Origin of the sequence: Bifidobacterium sp. WK012_4_13 (genome assembly GCF_041080835.1) — a bacterium.
Taxonomy (GTDB): domain Bacteria; phylum Actinomycetota; class Actinomycetes; order Actinomycetales; family Bifidobacteriaceae; genus Bombiscardovia; species Bombiscardovia fermentum.
The window spans coordinates 521592-542090 of record NZ_CP129683.1 but is presented as its reverse complement, the minus strand read 5'-3'; the positions used below and the strand labels follow the sequence as shown (position 1 = coordinate 542090).

Annotated in this window: 17 protein-coding genes and 2 tRNA genes; 15 read left to right on the top strand and 4 right to left on the bottom strand. The window is 55.4% G+C overall.

Going from position 1 to position 20499, the window contains the following annotated elements; all coding sequences use genetic code 11:
- Positions 1-56: 56 nt before the first annotated feature.
- From QN062_RS02160 to QN062_RS02130, 7 genes are all read left to right on the top strand, one after another.
- Positions 57-1904 carry a ComEC/Rec2 family competence protein gene (locus QN062_RS02160; protein ID WP_369341982.1) on the top strand — a complete coding sequence of 616 codons (1848 nt, stop codon included), beginning with the start codon at positions 57-59 and terminating at the stop codon, positions 1902-1904.
- 15 nt (positions 1905-1919) lie between these two features.
- A complete protein-coding gene (gene holA, locus QN062_RS02155; protein ID WP_369341981.1) occupies positions 1920-2939 on the top strand; it encodes a DNA polymerase III subunit delta in 1020 nt (339 codons plus the stop codon).
- A 116-nt stretch (positions 2940-3055) separates the two neighbouring features.
- Entirely contained in the window at positions 3056-3679 is a 624-nt protein-coding gene (tsaE, locus tag QN062_RS02150; protein WP_369342509.1) for a tRNA (adenosine(37)-N6)-threonylcarbamoyltransferase complex ATPase subunit type 1 TsaE, read from the top strand.
- 14 nt (positions 3680-3693) lie between these two features.
- The gene (gene tsaB, locus QN062_RS02145) at positions 3694-4596 is read left to right on the top strand and encodes a tRNA (adenosine(37)-N6)-threonylcarbamoyltransferase complex dimerization subunit type 1 TsaB (RefSeq protein WP_369341980.1); all 903 of its coding nucleotides are present in this window, start codon (positions 3694-3696) and stop codon (positions 4594-4596) included.
- The gene (gene rimI, locus QN062_RS02140; protein WP_369341979.1) at positions 4593-5099 is read left to right on the top strand and encodes a ribosomal protein S18-alanine N-acetyltransferase; all 507 of its coding nucleotides are present in this window, start codon (positions 4593-4595) and stop codon (positions 5097-5099) included. The genes tsaB and rimI overlap by 4 nt, the downstream gene beginning before the upstream one ends.
- Positions 5099-6190, top strand: a complete 1092-nt coding sequence (gene tsaD / locus QN062_RS02135; protein WP_369341978.1) for a tRNA (adenosine(37)-N6)-threonylcarbamoyltransferase complex transferase subunit TsaD — start codon at positions 5099-5101, stop codon at positions 6188-6190. The genes rimI and tsaD overlap by 1 nt, the downstream gene beginning before the upstream one ends.
- Positions 6191-6413: 223 nt before the next feature.
- Positions 6414-6489 (top strand) — tRNA-Asn (locus QN062_RS02130).
- A 178-nt stretch (positions 6490-6667) separates the two neighbouring features.
- Here QN062_RS02130 and QN062_RS02125 read toward each other — a convergent pair.
- Complete coding sequence (locus tag QN062_RS02125) at positions 6668-6868, bottom strand: hypothetical protein (RefSeq protein WP_369341977.1); 201 nt, start codon at positions 6866-6868, stop codon at positions 6668-6670.
- 308 nt (positions 6869-7176) lie between these two features.
- Here QN062_RS02125 and QN062_RS02120 point away from each other — a divergent pair, with 308 nt between their 5' ends.
- Complete coding sequence (locus QN062_RS02120) at positions 7177-8550, top strand: PolC-type DNA polymerase III (RefSeq protein ID WP_369341976.1); 1374 nt, start codon at positions 7177-7179, stop codon at positions 8548-8550.
- A 409-nt stretch (positions 8551-8959) separates the two neighbouring features.
- Here QN062_RS02120 and QN062_RS02115 read toward each other — a convergent pair whose 3' ends face one another.
- Entirely contained in the window at positions 8960-9142 is a 183-nt protein-coding gene (locus QN062_RS02115; protein WP_369341975.1) for a hypothetical protein, read from the bottom strand.
- Between the two features lie 1050 nt (positions 9143-10192).
- A complete protein-coding gene (locus tag QN062_RS02110) occupies positions 10193-10660 on the bottom strand; it encodes a GNAT family N-acetyltransferase (RefSeq protein ID WP_369341974.1) in 468 nt (155 codons plus the stop codon).
- A 478-nt stretch (positions 10661-11138) separates the two neighbouring features.
- Here QN062_RS02110 and QN062_RS02105 point away from each other — a divergent pair, with 478 nt between their 5' ends.
- Both QN062_RS02105 and QN062_RS02100 read left to right on the top strand, forming a co-directional pair.
- A complete protein-coding gene (locus QN062_RS02105; RefSeq protein WP_369341973.1) occupies positions 11139-12548 on the top strand; it encodes a glycoside-pentoside-hexuronide (GPH):cation symporter in 1410 nt (469 codons plus the stop codon).
- 74 nt (positions 12549-12622) lie between these two features.
- Positions 12623-13630: a DNA-3-methyladenine glycosylase I gene (locus tag QN062_RS02100; protein WP_369341972.1), complete on the top strand. Its 1008-nt coding sequence runs from the start codon at positions 12623-12625 to the stop codon at positions 13628-13630.
- 6 nt (positions 13631-13636) lie between these two features.
- On the opposite strand, the gene QN062_RS02095 is transcribed toward QN062_RS02100, so the two are convergent.
- Positions 13637-14008: a winged helix-turn-helix transcriptional regulator gene (locus QN062_RS02095; protein ID WP_369341971.1), complete on the bottom strand. Its 372-nt coding sequence runs from the start codon at positions 14006-14008 to the stop codon at positions 13637-13639.
- A gap of 110 nt (positions 14009-14118) precedes the next feature.
- Here QN062_RS02095 and QN062_RS02090 point away from each other — a divergent pair, with 110 nt between their 5' ends.
- The 5 genes from QN062_RS02090 (at position 14119) to QN062_RS02070 (ending at position 20430) form a co-directional block, all read left to right on the top strand.
- On the top strand, positions 14119-14697 hold the full coding sequence (locus QN062_RS02090) for an NADPH-dependent F420 reductase (RefSeq protein WP_369341970.1): 579 nt from the start codon (positions 14119-14121) through the stop codon (positions 14695-14697).
- Between the two features lie 160 nt (positions 14698-14857).
- Positions 14858-16003: an ROK family protein gene (locus QN062_RS02085; RefSeq protein ID WP_369341969.1), complete on the top strand. Its 1146-nt coding sequence runs from the start codon at positions 14858-14860 to the stop codon at positions 16001-16003.
- A gap of 319 nt (positions 16004-16322) precedes the next feature.
- Positions 16323-18557, top strand: coding sequence for an alpha-galactosidase (locus tag QN062_RS02080; protein WP_369341968.1), 2235 nt, complete (start codon positions 16323-16325; stop codon positions 18555-18557).
- A 66-nt stretch (positions 18558-18623) separates the two neighbouring features.
- Entirely contained in the window at positions 18624-20063 is a 1440-nt protein-coding gene (locus QN062_RS02075) for a glycoside-pentoside-hexuronide (GPH):cation symporter (protein ID WP_369341967.1), read from the top strand.
- A gap of 293 nt (positions 20064-20356) precedes the next feature.
- A tRNA-Arg gene (locus QN062_RS02070) sits at positions 20357-20430 on the top strand.
- Positions 20431-20499 lie beyond the last annotated feature (69 nt).

Sequence of the window (20499 nt, the reverse complement as noted above, 5' to 3'; positions counted from 1 at the left end):
GTGGGCGGTCATCGAGACTCAACGGCAACGCTGATCTGCGAATGGTGCCTGTCGCGGTGTCGGTGTGGGTGACGGCCCTGCTGATGTCCAAGGCGTTCCCTCACGGTCCGCTTGCTGCTGGAATGGCAGTGGAGACGATACGCCGGGCAATGCCTGTCTTGGCTGTGGCGGTGACTGTTATCGCCATTGGAATCATTGCGAGTCTGCCACTTTTGAACGACTGGAAACGGCATATCTGCAATTGGGTGCTTCGATTGCTGCCTTCGGTGATGGCCGTCGTTGCGGGAAGCGTCATCACGATCATTGCATGCTTCGTTTCGATCATGGGAGCGCAGGCGGGCAATCCCTTGACGAATGCGGCATATTCCCATTTATCCAGAGTGAGCGTGGATTCGATCATCGTCATCGATCAGCCTTGGCAGCGCTCTGCGCGAATGGGATATGACTTCATGGCCCGGTGCACTCTCGTGTCCGTCAGGCACAACGGTGTCGAGGCATTCGCACAGCTTGCAGTCAGACTATTCGTGCAGGGCGATGTCTCGAATCTCGAGCGTGGCGGGAGCTATGCGATGTCGGGAATGCTCGAACGATCCGGCTGGAACGATGACGAACCATGGATAAGCGCGACAATCGAATCAGGACAGGTGGATGACGCGTCATCGATGGACAAGGCCGCTGGTCATGATGACACTCACGGCACTGACACGTCTGCAATCTCGGAGGGACCGATTGCCGTAAGGTCTCCGCCCCTGCACTGGCGTGCAGTGGACGCGATGCATCGGAGTTTTGCCAGAGTGGTAGGCGGATTGAGCGATCAAGGGCGACTTCTGGTGACGGGCCTGACCTTGGGAACCGATACGGAGATGCAGCTCGGCATCAGTGAGGACGATGACATTCCACCGATCGACGAGAACTATGTCCAGCGAAGTAAGGATCAGTTCAAAGCCGCTGGAATCATTCACCTTATGGCGGTGTCTGGAAGCCATTTCATGCTCATTCCCATGATCTGCCGTTGGGTGAGAGCAATCTTCAGACTGCCCAGGTCCGTGATCGCTCTGGTGCACGGATGCTTCGCCATCGCGCTGAGCGGGATGGTCTTTCCCTCCGACTCGGTTTTGCGTGCCGCATCAACGACTGCCGGAATCGGTTCGTTGACGATGCTCGTTGGCAGAAGAGGACAGAGCGTGCACCAGCTGCGTGTGGTGATTGCATTCGCACTGATCGTGCATCCTCCACTTGCACGAAGCTACGGCTTTGCGCTCTCATGCGCCGCAGTGCTGGGCATCGGTCTGTGGTCAGGGCGATTGACGGCGTGGCTGCGCTCGGTGATGCCGCTGGGCATGGCCGAGGCAATCGCGGTGACGGTTTCAGCCCAGGCGCTCACGCTTCCCATTCAGGTTCTGCTGCAGCCAGAGATTACCGTGCTATCGATTCCGGCGAATCTAGTCGTCGCACCCTTCACGGCGGTGGCGACAATATGCGGCTTGCTGGCACTCCTCGTCTCCTGGTGCGCACCACAGCTTGGCTGGCCGCTGGTCTGGATGGCGAGTTGCGCGACAGCCATCATCGATCGGTGTGCTGCGATGTTCGCAGAGATCGAATGGTCAACGCTGCCATGGGCGCGTGGAATTCCAGGTGCTGCGTTCGTGCTTTTCGCCGAAGTGATCTTCGTGGCCTGCTTCGTGGGAGTGCGACGATTCATCGTTGCCTTCCGCAGGACGCGCAATCCAGTCGAATGGGAGTTCGGCGAGCTTCACGGAGTTCACCATGAAGCCTCGAGGCTTGACAGCATGCGACTCTGGTGGGCTTCGACGATGTCTCTGATCGACCTGCATGGCTCGCCAGGCCTGAGCCGGTCACGCGGAGTCAACACCTTCCGCGCCAAGCATGATGTCCAGCGATGACGGGACATTGGAGGCATGGCAAATAGGCGGAGTCGGCATGCGGCTATGACAGTGATTGTCGGGGGAGACGACTACCTCAATCAGCTCAACGTGCATGATGCCGAACGCGCTGCCTGCGCCGAACGGCCGGATGCTGAGGTCATCGAACTGGATGCATCCGATTGCGACTCCTACGGCTTCGACGAGGCAGTGAGCCCCACCTTGCTCAGCGATGTCTCAATCGTCGTTCTGCGCAACCTGCAGCAGGCGAGTGAAGGCCTCGGCAGCGCGCTTGAACGCTTCTGCACGGATGCGAGCGGAAATCCAGGCGATTCCAGCGTCGTGATCTGCCAGCATGAAGGCGGGAACAAGGGCAAGCGGCTGCTCAACTCGCTGAAGGGCAAGGGTGCCGACCTGAAGATGGTTCCCGACCTGAAGAAGTTCGACGCGAAGATCAACTTCGTCTATTCGCTGTTCGAGCAGCGGAAAAGACGCATTGAGCCCTTGGCGGCCCAGCAGCTGGTGAATGTTCTTGGAGACCGCACTGGCGAGCTTGCAGCCATGTGTGCTCAGCTTTGCTTCGACTTCGACGAGGATCCGATATCGCAGGCGACTGCCGACGGATATTTGATCTCAGACCCGCAGGTTACGGGATTCGCGGTTGCCGACAAGGCTGTCGCAGGCGATGTGACAGGGGCCATCATTGGGCTGCGTGCGGCGATAGAGCAGGGGATCGCACCCTTGGCGCTGATCGGCGCGCTCGCATTGAAGCTTCGGACTCTGGCAAAGGCATCCGCAATAAGGCATGGAGCGATATCGCAGGCAGAGGCCAAGGCTAGCCCATGGCAGCTGCGCGCGGCCGCCCGTGAGCTTTCCGGTTGGTCGTCAGAGGGGTTGGGACGGTGCATTCAGAGCCTCGCCTTGGCGGACGAGCAGTGCAAGAGCAACGGCGGCGATCCGCTATATGCCCTTGAGCGAGCGGTCGGCGCAATTGCGGCAAAGGGCGCAAACTCGAATGGCAATGGCATGATGTCTAGAAATCAAGGACGATACTGAACATGGTTGAGCAATCTGGAATGGCAGGGTCTGGAACTGCAGGGTCTGGAACGGCAGAGTATGGAACTGCAGAGGCAGCGAGGCCGCTGCGCATCGAAGTTCCCAGCGACACGGATATGAGATCATTGGGTTCACGGCTCGCCGGACTCGTTCAGGGCGGTGACGTGATCGTGCTCTCAGGCCCTCTGGGCGCGGGAAAAACCACGCTCGCTCAAGGTTTTGGACGTGGACTCGGCATTGAGAAGCCCATAGTTTCGCCAACGTTCACCATTGCAAGGGAACTGAATGGAAAATTCGCAGATGGCAGGGACGCACACCTGATTCATGTCGATGCATATCGTCTGGGAAGCGAGGGGTTCGAGCCAGGGGACGGCATCAGGAACCGTCTGCTCGATGAGCTCGAATCGCTCGGACTCGATGAGGAGCTGGAAAGCCCGGGCGAATCGAGTGTGGTGCTGATGGAATGGGGTGAGCGCATGGCCCAGGAACTCGCTCCAGAACGTTTGGAAATACATATAGAGCGTCCATCGGGAACCGAGCCTTCCAACGCAGCGGGCAATGCGAGCGCAGGATCGTCCGTCGACAAGGGGACCTACGACAAGGGCGCCTATGGACCTGGCGCAGCTGAGGCATCTCAGAGAGACGAAGAGCTCACCAGCAATGGGACACGCGAGGTTTGCCTGAGGGGAGTAGGCTCTGCTTGGGCTCATAGAATGCAGGAACTTCGGGAGGCTTTGTGATCATGGATGCACCAGTGCGCGAACGGAAGGGCGGAACCCAGGCAGAGGGTCCCATACTCGTGATCGACACGTCCTTTGGCTCGACCGTTGGCATCGTCGGACAAAGGCCGATCTCACAGAGCGATTCGAGGTCGCATGTCGAGAATCTGCAGCCCAACATAGACCGCGCCGTGACAGAGGCTGGACTTTCCTTGGGCGACATCGCCACGATCGTCGTCGGTGTCGGCCCTGCACCCTTCACAGGTCTGCGTGCAGGCATCGTCACCGCAAAGGCCCTCGCCTTCGCCACGGGTGCGACCCTGATAGGCCAGAACGTATTGGAGCCCGAGGCCGCATGGATGGGAACTCATTCGCGCTGCGACGAAACGGATGCGCCGTGTGGCGAAGACGAATCCCAGGGGCTGGCCGATGTCACGGGAAGCGGACGCTCACAGGACGCCAGCCATCTGGTACTGGCAGTGAACGATGCCCGTCGCAAGCAACTCTATTTTGGGCTGTACCTGGTGAATCCTCGTTCGGAGGGCAAGGACGAATCCGCGGACTGCGCATCGGGTTCACTGCCACCGGTCGTGCCGGTCGATGCGGTCATGCCGATTGACATCGACTACCCCGACAACATCGTGTCGCGGGTCAACACCTATCTCGAAGACCTGTCACAGCGCTCGGCGAACATCAGGGTTGACGTCATGGGACATGGGATCGAGCGATATGCCGAAATCCTGAACGGCATCGAATGCCTGCAAAGGATGCACGAAGGGTCAGTCTTGGAATCCGGAACGGAAGGCATCGAGGCCTTCGCCGCGCTCGCCATGGCGCATCATCGCGATGGCGACGACACCACGGCCAATCCGATGTATGTCAGAAGACCCGATGTGCAGATGCCCAATCCCTTGAAGAGAGTGGTGAATCCATCATGATTCGCGCCGTTCAGGAGTCTGACATTCGGCAGATCGTGTCGATTGAGGCGCGGCTGTTCGGCAAAGGTGCATGGACCTATGCGATGGTTCGTCAGGAACTCAACGCACCGGCGCGCACCTATCTCGTGGATGTCGCCGATTCGCTGGCCGCAGACCTTCCAGACGGCGAGGAACGGCGAATCCGAGGATATGGAGGTTTCTGGTATGACGGTGACGATGCCGAACTCATGACCATAGGCGTCGATGCCCCATACCAGCGTCAGGGGATCGGAAGCGCGATCCTCGAAGCCTTGCTGACGCAGGCCGCCACTCAGGGAGCCCGAAGAATGCTGCTTGAGGTGCGCGTCGATAATGATGCGGCGATTTCGATGTACGAGGCATTCGGCTTTGCGCGCATCGGCCTGCGCAGACGCTACTATCAGCCGGAAGGTGTGGACGCATATACGATGGCTGTGGACATAGGGCAGTCTCGCGGATCCGGTGAATCGAAGGGTGATGAGTGATGTCAGAACGAACGGCGTTGGACGCTGCAGAACATACGGCAGGGCGTTCCCGTGGAACGACGGTGCTGGGAATAGAATCGACGTGTGATGAAACCGCGGCTGCGATAGTCCGTGGCAGGACCCTGGTGTCGAACGTCGTGGCATCCTCGATGGAACAGCATGCCCGGTATGGCGGGGTCATTCCAGAGATCGCTTCGCGTGCCCATGCGGAGGCGTTCGTTCCCGTTGTCTCGAAGGCCCTCGAGGATGCCGATATGACGCTTGACGACATCGATGCCATCGCGGTTTCCGCAGGGCCGGGATTGGCAGGATGCCTTGCTGTCGGGGTTTCAGGGGCAAAGGCCCTGGCAGCCGCCAGCGGAAAGCCGCTGTATGGCATCAACCATGTCATCGGCCATATCGCTGTGACCCAGCTGCAGTTCGGGGATTTCCCGGACGATGTCCTGGCTCTGATCGTCTCTGGCGGGCATACGTCGCTGCTCCACGTACAGGACGTCGCAAGACATGTCGATGTCGTGGGAACGACGCTTGACGATGCAGCGGGCGAGTGCTTTGACAAGATCGCCAGATTGCTTGGATTCCCATATCCAGGAGGTCCCCACATCGATCGCCATGCCCAGCACGGCGACTCTCACGCGATTCATGTGCCCCAAGGACTCACTCAGGGCAAGTCTGCCGCAAAGCATCCTTATGATTTTAGCTTCTCCGGTGTGAAGACTGCCGTGGCACGCTGGGTCGAGGAGCAGCAGGGGCTTGGCAGGGAAATTCCCATCGATGATGTCTGCGCTTCGCTGGCTGACTCGGTTGCTTCCGTTCTCGCAAGGAAGGCGATTGCCGGGTGCAGGCAATATGGCTCTGACACGCTTATCGTCGGTGGTGGATTCTCCGCGAATTCCCAGCTGCGTTCTCGCCTCGTGGAGGAAGGGGAGAGGAACGGGATCTCCATTCGCATTCCACGCATTGCGCTGTGCACCGATAACGGGGCGATGGTCGCCATGCTGGGCGTGAATCTCGTCGATGCTGGCATTTGTCCCTCAGCACCCGATTTCGGCATTGATTCGGCGATGCCGATGGACAGAATCGTGATGTGAGAGCCTGTTCCGAAGTGGGATCGCGGGTAGTCTGTGAAGCGGCTCGCCCATCTGAAGCGGCTCGCATGCGACTCATGCATTTGCGATCGGCGTGTCCGCCGAAACGTGCATTCCAGCATATGTTCGGATGCGCGATGGAATGCCGAAGACTCGCTGATTTGCATTTCAAAAAAGAAGAATGTAACATCTATTTCTTGTGTGCGGCGGATGCCACACACGACATTCCTGCGTAGCTCAGTTGGCAGAGCATCCGACTGTTAATCGGACGGTCACTGGTTCAAGCCCAGTCGCAGGAGCCATATGAAAGGCCTTACGGCAGTAAGGAGAATAAGACTCCGAAGCAATCGAGCTTCGGGGTCTTTTTCGTTTATTGTGCAACAAACTGACATAGGTACGGAAAGACCCGCCGGAGCGAGGCCAAGAAAAAACAATCAAATGCCTGGGCCTTGGTATTTATGATTGAGTGCAGTGGCGGGCCTATTCGTTGCTGATGTGTTCGAAGCTGATCGGCGCTCCGATGGTCCATATCGCCGTCTTGACGATGTCCCCATTGGTCGAGCCGAACTCCACGCAGGCGACGTCGCGAACGGCCTGGCTCATCTCCTTTCGCAAAGTCTTGTACTTCGCCTCGGTTATCGGTCCGAACACATCTCCGTTGTAGTACACGTTCCATGCCATGATTGTCTCCTTGATTGAAAATCCTCCACGTCGACGTGGAAGAACTCATTATGCTGTTGGAATGCACACATTACTCCAGAAGACTGTGAGGAAAGAAATCTCCGGTCCGCAGAGTGAGGGATAGGCAGGCTGGAGCTCATATGAAGCGTCAGATTCCGGCCCATTCAAAAGCTAGGACACGAGCATGAGGGAAATGATCCAAATCCATGGGAAAGCCATGCCGGGGCGAGGCTAAGAGATTCAATTAGCTTAAATACTTTCCTGGTAGTTTACGAATATCTTAGTAATTGCTGTAATATCACGGTAATATGAGCAAATTCTTCTCTATGGTTTTCCGAATTCTGGAATTCTTCTGGTTCATGTGCCTGATTCCATTTTTTGCGACGTTTAATGGGGCGACTTCTGTCATTATCATTGCGGTCATATTAGGTTTGGCACTTGGTTGCCATAGCATTGCAAATAATCTAAATAGACGAGCAAAAGTTTCGCGAAATATTAAGAACAGAAATAGTCAAATTTCAATATCGTCAAACGTGAAAGCTGTTGATCAATCTCCAGCTTCCGGATCGCCGCGAATTAAATCGCATAAAGTTCTTCAACCCAATATGGGTAATGATGCGATTTTTCCTTACGCGAGCAGTGCTTTTCAGATTGATAGTCAAAGCAAAAGAGAAAGAGACTATTCTGATTATTTTCAAGAGACATACCTCCATTTTCAGACAATCGCGTTCAAGGCGGACTACATTTCACTCGATTTAGAGACAACTGGGCTACACAATTCCGATCGCATCATAGAAATTGGTGCTGTATTTGTATTCAAAGGTAAGGTCATAGGTGAATTCGATCAGCTAGTTAACCCTTGCTTACCTTTGACAGCGTTTATTACCCAGTTAACAGGAATAACAGATTCAGCCTTAGATGGCCAGCCGACAATCGACGTTGTACTCCCCGTTTTCTTGCGGCTAATACAAGGTAAGACAATTTTAGGCCATAATATTGCATTTGACATGGGGTTTCTATCACGAGAAGCGGTACATTTTGGTTTAGCTTCTCCCAGAAATCAGATGATTGATACCCTTGAAATAAGCAGTAAGATTTTTACCAACGCGCCATCTCACACTTTGGAAGCATTATTGATTCATCTTGGCATTTCCAACAAGGAAGATCATAGGGCTTGCTCTGATGCAAGGAATACATATCTTGCTTATGAACAGATGAAAAACATGAAGCAACCTATCGAACTTGGAGAAACTGAAATTCATCGTTCAGAGATAGTGAAATCCGATAGAACGAGTTCCTTTTTTAGATTGAACTATTTAAATAATATTGATACAGAAATGCAAAATTCACAGCCGGAGGGTGTAGTGCTCAAGGCTGATGGAGGAATAGGTGTCAGCGGAGTAGAAGAGCACGCAAAAGCACTCCAGAAATATGGCGCTGGTGCTTGGATTTGGGTGGTATTGAAAAAGGGTATTGTCCCGAAAGGTAAGAACCAGGGCGTCCCAACACTATGGGCAATTCTTGATGGAGAGACTATTGGGTATATGACCGCGCTTCAAGGATCGCGCCATTTGCCTTTCGTCAAAGGAACAGAAGCGGTGTGCAAGGCACATATCAAAGAAGGCAAGAAGCATCTAGAAATTCGAGTAGAAATGCCAAACTGGAAGTCGTGTGCATTATAGATCAATTAGAGTAGGCAATGTAAGATTCTGAAAATCTACTAACACCTGTATAGTAACGTCAAGCTCAACAGCAACTGAGTATGCCTCTCCCTCATAAACCCTCTTTAGGGTTGCATATTCGATTGGGGATATGCGCAGCGCTGCGGTCACAAGCCGAGTCCTATGCTCGAAGGGCGCTCCAATGACGCCATTGCAGCAGTCGTCAGCGTGTGACTAGTGCACCAGCTCGTGGGTGAGGGTGCAAGGCTTCATCGTATACGTCATACTGCAATCAATGACGATTAATCCCGTACTGGCATGATAGAAGCCCTCGAAGTCGACGGGCAGATTCCTGCTGTACGCCGCAACACCAATTGAGTCTGCATAGCGTCTCAACTGCCCGTATGACGTATGAGGTGTGATTGCCAGTTCAGGCACCTTCGTCTGCAAAGTGTTCGGACTCCTTCCTCTTGTTGCCGTCGCGTGAGACAGCAACACCAAAGCCAGACTGCCCAAGATCCTGCATGGCGAGTGCGACTTTATCATCTTCGGAGAGCGATGATATGTTGATTTTGGTCTTCTCGCTTTCGATGGCTAAAGATGCCTTGATCATCAGTGAGCGCTCGCTGTCAAGGAACGCTAGCATGTGACCTTCCCTGAATCGTTTGCGGATTATGCGCCTGGCCTTCACGAGCTGCTGGGTGTGCCTTCGACGGCCTCGTCCGCGTAATGGCTCCGTACGTTGAGGAAGTCCTGGAAATTCCTTCTCTCACCCTTTGCCGCCGAGCGGTCTTGCGGCGGCGTCCTCCTGTGTCCTCACACGGCCGAACCTGACGCTGGGATTCCTCAGCTGCCTGATGGGCTGAAGGTATGGCCTCAGGTCAGCTCAGTTCTGTGACATTCATGCAGATATGAAACAGACAGTGTGCAGCTCGTGCGCATCGGGTCACACGGTTTCCAGTGCTTTGAAGAGAGTCCGCCAGCGCTGCCGCATGACATCGCGACGGGTGGTTTCATGCGCGCAATGAGGCTCATCCACCTGGCCGAGGTCTCCGGTCTATCCATATGCCAGCTATCACATGTCCCTCTGCAACGGTGATCACTATCATTGCATCACGATGCAGATAAATCATGTCGATATGTATCTTATGATGGGCTCGTCGTGCAGTGGCACCGGCGGCCAAGGATCCGACAATCGATGCGTTCTATGCTGAAACGAACGGGGGTGCGACTCCATCTCGCCCTGCGTCTGCTTCGAGAAGCAGCCAGTCGAAGAACATGGTGAGCTCCGCACTGTCACGCGGATGCCTGAGAGTTCTGGACGCAACGCACTCAGGCTAGGACACGGCCGTCGATCCCTGTCTGCACTCGTGGAGCCATTGCGCTTAATCGGACGGTTGGAGGAAGAACACGAGTGTCTGGTCATCGCCCCATGAAATCAACAAACACGAATATATCCCAGTGCTACTCCTGCAAAGACTATGAGCCCATATCAGACACACACCTCAGCGTGTCGCCACAACGCGTGCAAGCCGAAGCAGACATACTTTATGTCGTATAGGACTCAGGACGGGATTCATCTTATACGGCCGAAGATGCGTCGACTCCGTGCTGCGGGTCTGGCGATAGCGTGATGCCTTGGGCAGCCGAATGTGCCACAGTGTTATTCGGTTCGAAGATGTCTGGTGAAATGGACTTCCTTCTTTCCCCGCTCATAGCCTATTGCGGCATAGAAATCATGGGCTCCGGTTCGTTCCTCTCCCGAGTTGAGCAGGATGTCATCGACCCCATGATGCCCTGCCCACTGTTCGATGCTGTGCATCAGAGCCCTGCCGACGCCGAGATAACGCTGATCGGCATTCACCGCCAGAGCCTCTATCTTGACCATTGGAGCGGTATAGGTGGCCTCCAGAATGTCGCCTTGCACGTATCCGACCACCTGTCCGCCACGGCATGCCACGAGAATGGCGGAGCTCGGTCTGGATGCGATTGATTCGATACGGCGTCGTGTGTCGGCGAGCGGATAGTCGTATTTCAATGCTTGCGAATTAAGGCTGTGAATTGCCGCGGCATCCTCGAGCGTGACGGTGCGAACGATCAACGATGTCGAACCAGACATGATATCGCCCATGATGTTTCTTCCTTGATAAGTTTCCCTGATGAATTCTCCAGTTGAATCCAGACACCAATTCGACTGACATTAGCACCGAATCCGTCCACGGGGCTCCGAGGATTCGACCCATGGCATCACGTGGGCCTCGGAGCCTCTTTGCCTTCGCCTTTGTCTGCCATGAAACGCTCCATCGCGATGTGGAACGTATCCGTCGAGTGGCTTAAGTGGTCGAGTGGCTGCAGGAATCGCCTTGAGCAAGGAGTGATACACTTCGGAACTGACTTAGTATTTTCCACCATGAAAAATACTCGGGTCGATATGTGGCACGCCGATGTGATTCGTATCGCAGCGGTTTCTTCATATCTACAAGGGTGTAAATGAACGGCGGCATGAGGTTGTGCCGTCAGAGCTGTGAACAGGAGCTAATCATGTTGATGTCATGGGATGACGCATCGCTGCGTGTCTCAATGGCTTCGACGTGTTCCAAGGGGTAGGCATGAATAAGGTTAAGCAATCAGTAACATATGCGTTCGGCGCATTCGGACACGATGCGTTCTATGCTGCACTGACGACGTATTTCATCACATTCATAACGAGTCAGTTGTTTGAGGATTCTGACGGCAAGCAGATCAATGGCTGGATGATCGGCTTCATCACGACGATGATCGTGGTCATTCGAATCGTCGAAATCTTCTTTGACCCGCTCATAGGTGCCCTTATCGACAACACGCAGACCAGGTGGGGCAAGTTCAAGCCCTGGATCATGGGTGGCGCCATCATCAGTTCCATCACCTTGATCATGATTTTCTCGAATTTCTTCGGATTGACCGAATCGAATCCCGACCTGTACCTGATTCTCTTCGCCGTCGTGTTCATCATCGCGGATTTCTCGTATTCGGCCCTTGACGTCGCATTCTGGGGACTGCTTCCATCCTTGAGCCTTAAGTCGTCCGACAGGACCCACATCGGCACCATCGCTCGCTTTGGCTCGACCCTGGGATCGACGGGAACCGCAATCGTGCTTGTTCCAATCAACGTATGGGTTTCCCGCTGGCTGACCGGCAGCACGGACAATACACAGACGCGTGCAGGGTGGTTGGGATTCGCAATCTTCATCTCCGCCCTATCTCTGATCGGTGCGTTGCTCACATGCTGGGGAACTCAGGAGGGCAAGAGCCCGATTCGCAAGAACGTCAGGAAGACCTCGTTCAAGGACATATTCCGCATACTCGGACGTAACGATCAGCTGATGTGGCTGGCGGCATCGTATTTCCTCTTCGCGCTTGGATTCGCGGTCACCAACTCCATGATCGTCTATTACTTCCGCTACGTGCTGGGCAAGCCTGGCGAGTATTCGATGGTTGGCGTCGTGGAGGCGATTCTTGGAATCATCGCGGTGCTGATGTTCCCGACCTTGCAGAGGCTGATCACGCGCAAGTGGGTGTATGTAAGCTCGATAGGCGTCATGGTCATCGGATACGTTCTCTACAATTTCTCGGGCGACAGCGTTCCCATGGCCCTGGTATCCACTGCGCTGCTGTATGTCGCCCAGCCCCTGGTGTTCCTTGCCACATTGATGACCATCTCCGACTGCGTCGAATACGGGCAGCTGCGCAGTGGTGCCCGGAATGAATCCGTCACGCTCACCGTTCGTCCATTGCTTGACAAGCTTGGCGGAGCCTTCTCGAACGGCATCGTGGGCATCGCCGCAATCGGTGCTGGAATGACCGGCTCCGCGACCGCGGCGGACATAACCGCGACCGGCGTGCTCCATTTCAAGGTATTCATGCTGTATATCCCCATGGTGTTCGTGATCGTGGCCGCCGTCCTCTTCGCGGTGAAGATCACGCTGACCGAGCGCAGGCACGCGGAAATAGTGAAGGAGCTTGCAGCGAAGTTCGATTGATCGCCAGCGCACAGCACTAGAATGATGTCTGGCCGTAAGGGTCGAGCATCATGCAGGCATGAAAGTGTGAGGGTATGGGTCATTCCATCATCGTTGAACGCGTGTATTCACGGCAGCCCGATGCCGGCCACTATCGTGTGCTGGTCGATCGTCTCTGGCCTCGTGGAATCAGCAGAAGAAGTCTGAGACTGGACCTGTGGGCGAAGGAGATCGCTCCTTCGACGCAACTGCGGCAATGGTTCGCACACCGTCCTGAAAGATTCCAGGAGTTTCGGAATCGATATGTTTCACAGCTTGATGCCAGCGGATATGCGGAAGAATTTGCCCAGACATGCTCTGAGACACTTCGAGAGCGTGACATCGCGCTCCTGTATGCAGCAAGGGACGAACGGTTCAATCATGCGAGGGTCCTTCTCGACTGGTTGCAGCGGCATGGCGTCGGGAAAGCGGAAGCGATGGAAGTCTACGCGCATCCGGCAGAGACGTCGGACTCAGCCTTGCGCTGCTCATGGGCTCGTGTCGACGATGAGCTGATGGTCAGATATCATGATCGCGAGTGGGGCACTCCCAATCACGATCGTCGGGCACTGTTCGAACTGCTGTCGCTGGAACTGATGCAATCCGGATTGAGCTGGAGAACCATCCTGCATAAGAGAGAGGCCATGGATGAGGCATTCCATGGCTTTGACATCGAACGTGTCGCAGCCATGGGTGCTGAGACCGACGAGCTGCTTCACAATGAGGGAATAGTCAGAAACCGGCTGAAGATACGGGCGATCGTCAACAATGCGAAGACGATCGTAAGACTTGCATCGGAGGGAATCGATTTCGCCGACTATGTGTGGAGCTTCGTTGGAGGAGTTCCGGTTGTCAATCGCCAGGTCGATCATGGCTCAGCGCCTTCAAGCACGGCGCTTTCGGAACATATGAGCAGACAGATGAAGCGCGACGGATTCAACTTCGTCGGCCAGGTCGTGGCGCATTCCTTCATGGAGGCATCGGGAATGGTGAACGATCATGAGATCGGCTGCTTCAGGCATGCGCAGATCGCAGCGCTGGCGGAAGGCGACGATCCGCAATGAGGGTCGTCACCGTGGCGACGGATTGTCTCCGTCCGCTTCGAGCTGGTCCAGACAGCGGTAAAGCGAGTCGAAGAACTCCAGGCCCTGCCTCGCGATGGTGCTGCCCGCCTCGGTGAGCTCATAGGCACCCGCTTCCGTCGTCAGTGCCTTGGTCACGAGCCTGTCCTGCATGAGAGTGCTGAGTGTCAGTGAGAGCATCCTGTCGCTGATGCCATCGATGCGATCGCGTATCTGCGAATATCTTGCCGACCCATTGAGCAGGGTCGTCAGAACGAGGATTCCCCATCTGGTGGTCACATCGTTGAGGAGCTTGCGCGAAGGGCATTTCGACGCGAAGACATTATACCCATTGCCTGACTGTGCATGCTGTTTTTCCATGATCTTACTCTATCCGAAATAAATTATCTGGTAACACTATGTTAGTACTAACATAATGTTATCTCAATGCTTCGTTGGGAATCACGACTATTATTCAAGGAGAAAATATCATGGTGAATGTGACAGTCTTTGGAAAAGGGAACATGGGCTCTGCACTGGCAGGGCTGTTCGAATCGGCGCAGAGTCCAGTGCAGGTGCTGGATAGCGCAACTTCCGCAGATGAGAAGATCACGGGAGAGATTGTCGTCCTGGCGGTGCCGTATTCGGCGCTCGATGGCATCGCAGAAAAATTCGGCGACCAGCTGAAAGGGCGGACCGTCGTTGACATTACCAATCCCGTCGACTTCTCGACCTTTGATTCACTGCTTCCCGCGGCAGACGGATCATCTGCCGCTGAACTGGCCGCCAAGCTTCCGGAGTCAAAGGTCCTGAAGGCCTTCAACACCAATTTTGCCGGTTCCCTGGCATCGAAGCATGTCGGTGAGAACCCGACGACGGTCCTGATTGCGGGCGACGACGAGGATTCAAAGACGACGCTTGCGGGGATAGTCGAGAAGGCTGGACTCGAGGCTATCGATGCGGGTTCTCTCAAGCGTGCGCGCGAACTTGAATCCTTCGGATTCCTGCAGCTTTCGTTGGCGGTTTCGGAGAAGATCTCGTTCAATGGCGGGTTCGCCGTGCTCAGGTAGTTGCGCTTCACCCGCCGCGGCGAGCTCGCCGCGGCGTACGGCGCTTGCTTCCGGATCGAGATCGCCGTTGCGTTTGGAGAGGTGGCACCGATGCATCACAGACCGTCATTGTTATGACTGGGTGTGGTCCTGCATGTTGGGTTCGCTACAATAATATGCTGTGTCAACTAGTAAGACGTCAAGAATCCTGCATCGCCTCATAGCCATGGGGCCAGCGACCCGAGGCCAGCTTGGAACGGAGCTGGGAATGAGTTCGGCAACCATCACGCGTTTGCTGACTCCTTTGATCCGCCTTGGCGTCGTGCAGATCCTCGAAGGGTTCAACGAGGACTACACGATCGGCAAGCCGGCGTATAGCCTTGCCATCGTTTCCAGCTTCACGGCCTTCGTCGGCGTCAAGGTCACCGACGATGCGGCCTTCGCAGTCCTCGTCGATCTGAATGGAACGATACTGCGCAAAAGCCAGGTCAGGCTTCCCAACGATGCCGAAGATGTCGTCATCGACATTCTTGCCAGACAGATACGAGACGTCTCCATGCAATGCGCCATTGCGGGGGTGGGAATCGGCGTGGGAGGCAAGGTCATGGACGGGCATGTCGTGGCCTCTGGAATTCTACGGTGGAATGCCGTCGATCTCGGCGGAAGGCTGCAGGAGGCCCTCGACGTTCCGGTTACCGTGAGCAACGATGTGAATGCATTCGCCCAGGCTGCCGCGTGGTGGGGCGCCGGCAGGGGTGCGGACAGCTTCGTCCTCATCAGCATCGGAAGCGGCATCGGCGCATGCATCGTTCAGGGCGGTTCGGTCATGCCTGGCGAGCATGGGTCGGCGGGCATGATCGGCCATCTGCCGATCACCAAGGATGGCCCAATCTGTGAAAGCGGTCATGTCGGCTGCGCTCGAGCATATGCCTCGAGCACCTGCATATTGCGAAATCTGCGCGAGCGATATGGCATCGACGAAGGATACGATGATTTCATCGACAGGGCGAAGCGTGGACTGGAACCAGAAAGTGGCATCGCCGACAGCGCCGTCGATGCCGTGGCCCATCTTGTCTCTGCGGCGATCGCATTCATCGATCCCGATGCAATAGTCGTTTCTGGGGACGGCGTGCGCCTGCTTGAGGTGTTCGAAGACGAATTCCGCGGACAGGTGAAGGCATACCGCCATTGGAACGGCGCTCCAGTCGAGGTGAAGCTCCAGGAGATGCAGTTCACTTTCTGGGCAGAGGGCGCTGCCGCGGCGAGCATGGAGCGGTGGACGCAGTCCAAGATCGATGGGAAGAACGTGACTTATGCCGCAGGCTGAACTGCTTCGCCTGGCATGCAGGTCCTCAGCCATTCAGCGCAAGAGTAAGCGCAGGCAGGCCTTCCTATGACTGAGGCGGAGGGTGGGCAGCCCTTTTTCGCGATGTGAATTCCATGTTTGAAGGTTTCGTGATATTGTTTCAAATCATATTTAGTAATTTTCATGGTGAAAATATCTAAATGGTGTGTGAAAGCGAATCCAGTTCGCATCGCACGGCAGAAGCCTTCTTCCCATTGGGTCGGAAGTGGGGCGGACGCCATGGGGCGAACGCATGTGACGGCACGATGCTGTGCCGGCCAGATTGGGACAGGAGTCATGTATGTCACTCTTTGTGCACGTAATCGAGAAGCAGCGGCTATTCCATATTCAAGGCGATCATTTCAGCTATATCTTCAGGGCGCTGAAGAGTGGCGACGTGGAACATCTCTACTATGGCGGGAGGCTTGAGCATGAAGGCGTTTCGCTGAGCGCCTTCGCCCATGAGGAACGCAAGGTGACGCCGTCCTGGGAAGTGGATGGCGAGATAATGCAGCCCCAGCTCCTCGGCTTTGAATACCCCGAATATGGCCATGGCGATTACCGCGTTCCGGCATGCATCGTCAGCCAGACCAATGGAAGCAACATATCTCACTTCGAATATCAGGGCTATGACATCAGCGAAGGCAAGGATCGCCTCACATCGATGCCGTCGAGCTTCGACGAGACGGACGATGATGCACAGACATTGACGATCCATCTCCTTGACAGTGTCATCGATTGCCATCTTGACTTGAAATATACGGTGTTTCCCCATCAGGACGTGATGGCAAGGTCTTCGGTCTTCTCTAACGAAGGCAGCGAGCCCATCGTCATTGATTCCGCGAAGAGTCTCTCACTTGACATCCCCGCTGGCGATGATTGGACCGTCACGCAGTTCGCCGGCGCCTGGGCAAGGGAAATGCGGATGCAGAGCAATCCGGTGCATCAGGGAATCCAGGAGATATCGAGTACAAGGGGCGCATCCAGCCATCAGCACAATCCATTCTTCATGGTCGCCGAGCCGCACGCCACCGAACATTCCGGTCAGGTCATCGGATTCAACCTTCTCTATTCCGGCGACTACGCCAACTCGATCGAATTGGACCATTACGGCTCGACCAGAATCTCGATTGGCCTCAACCCTTCCCAGTTCAGCTGGAAGCTCGATCCGGAGCAATCCTTCCAGACGCCAGAGGCGATCATGTGCCTCAGCGACTCCGGCTTCGACTGCCTCAGCGCGCGCATGTCCCGATTCGTGAGCGAGCATGTTGTCAATCAGCATTTCTCCCACATGCCGCGACCCATACTGATCAACAACTGGGAGGCCACATACTTCGACTTCGACCACTCGAAACTGATGAGGATAGCCGAGCAGGCCCGCGACCTTGGCATCGAGCTGTTCGTTCTCGATGACGGCTGGTTCGGGCACAGGAACGATGCGACGACATCGCTGGGGGATTGGAAGACGGACCCGCACAAGCTTCCGGATGGCATCGCCGCGCTGAGCCAGGCCGTGCACGACATCGGCATGCAATTCGGATTGTGGTTCGAACCCGAGATGATATCACTGGACAGTGAGCTGTATCGCAGCCATCCGGATTGGCTGATCGCCACTCCGAACAGAGGCATGACGTCGCAGCGAAATCAATTCGTGCTCGACATGTCCCGTCGGGAAGTCGTCGACTATCTGCATGACGCGATCTCGTCGATCATCGCATCCACGCATCTGGACTACGTCAAATGGGATATGAACCGCAACATTACCGAAGCCTACGGTTCGACGCTGGAACCGGACAGGCAAAGCGAGCTTCCGCATCGCTACATGCTCGGCGTGTACGATCTCTATGCCAGACTGACCTCGGAGTATCCAGACGTCTTGTTCGAATCCTGCGCCTCCGGTGGGGGACGGTTCGACCTTGGGATGATGTACTACGCGCCGCAGGCATGGGTGAGCGATGACACGGACGCCGTCGAGCGTCTCTTCACCCAATATGGTGCGAGTTTCGGCTATCCGCAGTCATGCATGGGGTCGCATGTCTCGGCCGTTCCGAACCATGAGACGGGAAGGGTCACGCCACTTGCGACACGGGGCAACGTCGCCTTCTTCGGCGACCTGGGATACGAGCTTGACATCTCTCAGGAATCGCAGGAGGACCTTCAGGAGATGAGGCGACAGATCTCCCTCTATAAACGTTATCGTGAGGTGTTCCAGCAGGGAAGCTTCCATCGAATTCAGTCACCGTATGAATCCCGCAACGCCATGGCCTGCGAAGTCGTCTCAGACGATGGGAAGACCGTCATCGTGGGGTATTTCCGAATATTGAATGAACCGAATTCGGCATTGAAGAGAATCAGACTGACCGGTCTGGCGCCCTCGGGGACATATCGCTTGGAAGGGCGCGATCAGCGCTTCTTCGGTGACGAGCTGATGAATATCGGCCTGTTCATCCCTCAGGCCTTCGACCCCATATCTCACAGGGGGAAAGGTGACTTCTCCTCTGAGCTCTTCGTTCTGACGAGAGTGGACGAGAGTTGAGACCGGCGGATGTCTTCCGCAATCTTTCAATCTACGAACAGCATTAACTAAGCAAAGGAGCAACATATGCATAAAGTTCGGCAATCGGTAACATATGCACTCGGAGCGTTCGGCCATGACGCGTTCTATGCGGCATTGACGACCTATTTCATAGCATTCGTGACCAGTCAGCTGTTTGAGGGTTCAGACGGCAAGCAGGTCAATGCCTGGCTGATCGGCGCGATCACCACGATGGTGGTCGTGATTCGCATCGTCGAAATCGCCTTCGACCCATTCATCGGAGCATTGATCGACAATACGCAGACCCGATGGGGGAAATTCAAGCCTTGGATCATGGGAGGCGCGATAGTCAGCTCCCTTGCGCTCGTTGCCATATTCTCCAACTTCTTTGGATTGACCGTAAGCCATCCCAACCTGTATCTGTTCGTGTTCGCCATCGTCTTCATCATCGCGGACTTCTCCTATTCGGCTCTTGACGTGGCGTTCTGGGGACTTCTGCCATCCCTGAGCCTGAAATCCTCCGATCGAACCAGCATCGGAACGGTCGCCCGCTTCGGTTCCACCCTGGGGCATACCAGCGTCGCCATCGTTCTGGTTCCGATCAACGTATGGGTCTCGCAATGGCTCATGGGCACGACGGGTGACACGGAAACCAGGGCTGGATGGCTTGGCTTCGCCATCATCATCGCGGCCCTGTCGCTCATCGGTGCACTGCTGACGTGCTGGGGAACCGAGGAAGGCAAGAGTCCCGTGAGAAAGAACGTCAAGAAGACCTCCTTCAAGGACATCTTCGGCATTCTCGGACGAAACGATCAGCTCATGTGGCTTGCCGGTGCGTATTTCCTGTTCGCCCTTGGCTTCGCGATAACCAATTCGATGGTCGTCTATTACTTCCATTATGTGCTGGGGCATCCGGAGGAATACTCGATGGTGGGGATCGTCGAGGCGATTCTCGGCGTCATCGCCGTCGTCTCATTCCCGAGCCTGCAGAGGCTGATCACCAGAAAATGGGTGTATGTGAGCTCCATCTGCGTGATGGTGGTGGGTTATATCCTGTACAATTTCTCGGGCGACAGCGCGGTCATGTCGCTTGTCTCGACCGGCTTGTTCTACGTTGCTCAGCCACTCGTCTTCCTGGCGACGTTGATGACCATCTCTGACTGCGTCGAATATGGGCAGCTTCGCAATGGGACTCGAAACGAATCGGTCACCCTCACGGTCCGTCCGCTCCTCGACAAGCTCGGAGGAGCGTTCTCCAACGGCATCGTCGGCGTTGCCGCAGTCGGTGCAGGCATGACGGGCGCTGCGACTGCAGCGGACATAACGGCATCGGGAGTCATGCATTTCAAGATGTTCATGCTGTACATCCCCATGGTCCTGGTGATCGTGTCAGCGATAATATTCGCACTCAAGATCACGTTGACCGAGAAGAAGCACGATGAGATCGTGCGCAAGCTGGAAGAGGAATTCGATTCGGACGCAGCAGTCGAGAACGCTGACAGATAACGGACCTCATGAGTCGTCACTGCACGGTGCGATGCTTTCTCGGCCTTTGGCAATCGATGGAAGCATCGCGCCGTGTGAGCCTTGGCCAATATGGACAATATGGCCTGATGCGACGGGCTCGGGGCGTCAAGGGGAGGGGCGCGACTTATGAACAATGCGACATGCCAAGAACACGACATGACAGGAACGCGACATATCAACAACGCGACATGCCAAGAACGTGGTGGTTTGCATAAATCATAAGTCGGGGTTATCCTATTTGAGTTGCCTAAATCAATTGGTTTGAGTGACATGCGCCAGTAGCCCAATGGATTAGAGCAGCTGACTACGGATCAGCAGGTTGCAGGTTCGAATCCTGTCTGGCGCACAGATCCTATGTGTTGCACAGATTATATGTGACATACAGGGATGACGGAATTCAATGGTTCTGACCATT

Excerpts from the sequence above, each read along its gene's own strand:
- holA (WP_369341981.1), top strand. The coding sequence starts at position 1,920 with ATGGCAAATAGGCGGAGTCGGCATGCGGCTATGACAGTGATTGTCGGG.
- tsaE (WP_369342509.1), top strand. The coding sequence starts at position 3,056 with ATGAGATCATTGGGTTCACGGCTCGCCGGACTCGTTCAGGGCGGTGAC.
- rimI (WP_369341979.1), top strand. The coding sequence starts at position 4,593 with ATGATTCGCGCCGTTCAGGAGTCTGACATTCGGCAGATCGTGTCGATT.
- tsaD (WP_369341978.1), top strand. The coding sequence starts at position 5,099 with ATGTCAGAACGAACGGCGTTGGACGCTGCAGAACATACGGCAGGGCGT.
- QN062_RS02125 (WP_369341977.1), bottom strand. The coding sequence starts at position 6,868 with ATGGCATGGAACGTGTACTACAACGGAGATGTGTTCGGACCGATAACC.
- QN062_RS02120 (WP_369341976.1), top strand. The coding sequence starts at position 7,177 with ATGAGCAAATTCTTCTCTATGGTTTTCCGAATTCTGGAATTCTTCTGG.
- QN062_RS02115 (WP_369341975.1), bottom strand. The coding sequence starts at position 9,142 with ATGATCAAGGCATCTTTAGCCATCGAAAGCGAGAAGACCAAAATCAAC.
- QN062_RS02110 (WP_369341974.1), bottom strand. The coding sequence starts at position 10,660 with ATGGGCGATATCATGTCTGGTTCGACATCGTTGATCGTTCGCACCGTC.
- QN062_RS02105 (WP_369341973.1), top strand. The coding sequence starts at position 11,139 with ATGAATAAGGTTAAGCAATCAGTAACATATGCGTTCGGCGCATTCGGA.
- QN062_RS02100 (WP_369341972.1), top strand. The coding sequence starts at position 12,623 with ATGGGTCATTCCATCATCGTTGAACGCGTGTATTCACGGCAGCCCGAT.
- QN062_RS02095 (WP_369341971.1), bottom strand. The coding sequence starts at position 14,008 with ATGGAAAAACAGCATGCACAGTCAGGCAATGGGTATAATGTCTTCGCG.
- QN062_RS02090 (WP_369341970.1), top strand. The coding sequence starts at position 14,119 with ATGGTGAATGTGACAGTCTTTGGAAAAGGGAACATGGGCTCTGCACTG.
- QN062_RS02080 (WP_369341968.1), top strand. The coding sequence starts at position 16,323 with ATGTCACTCTTTGTGCACGTAATCGAGAAGCAGCGGCTATTCCATATT.
- QN062_RS02075 (WP_369341967.1), top strand. The coding sequence starts at position 18,624 with ATGCATAAAGTTCGGCAATCGGTAACATATGCACTCGGAGCGTTCGGC.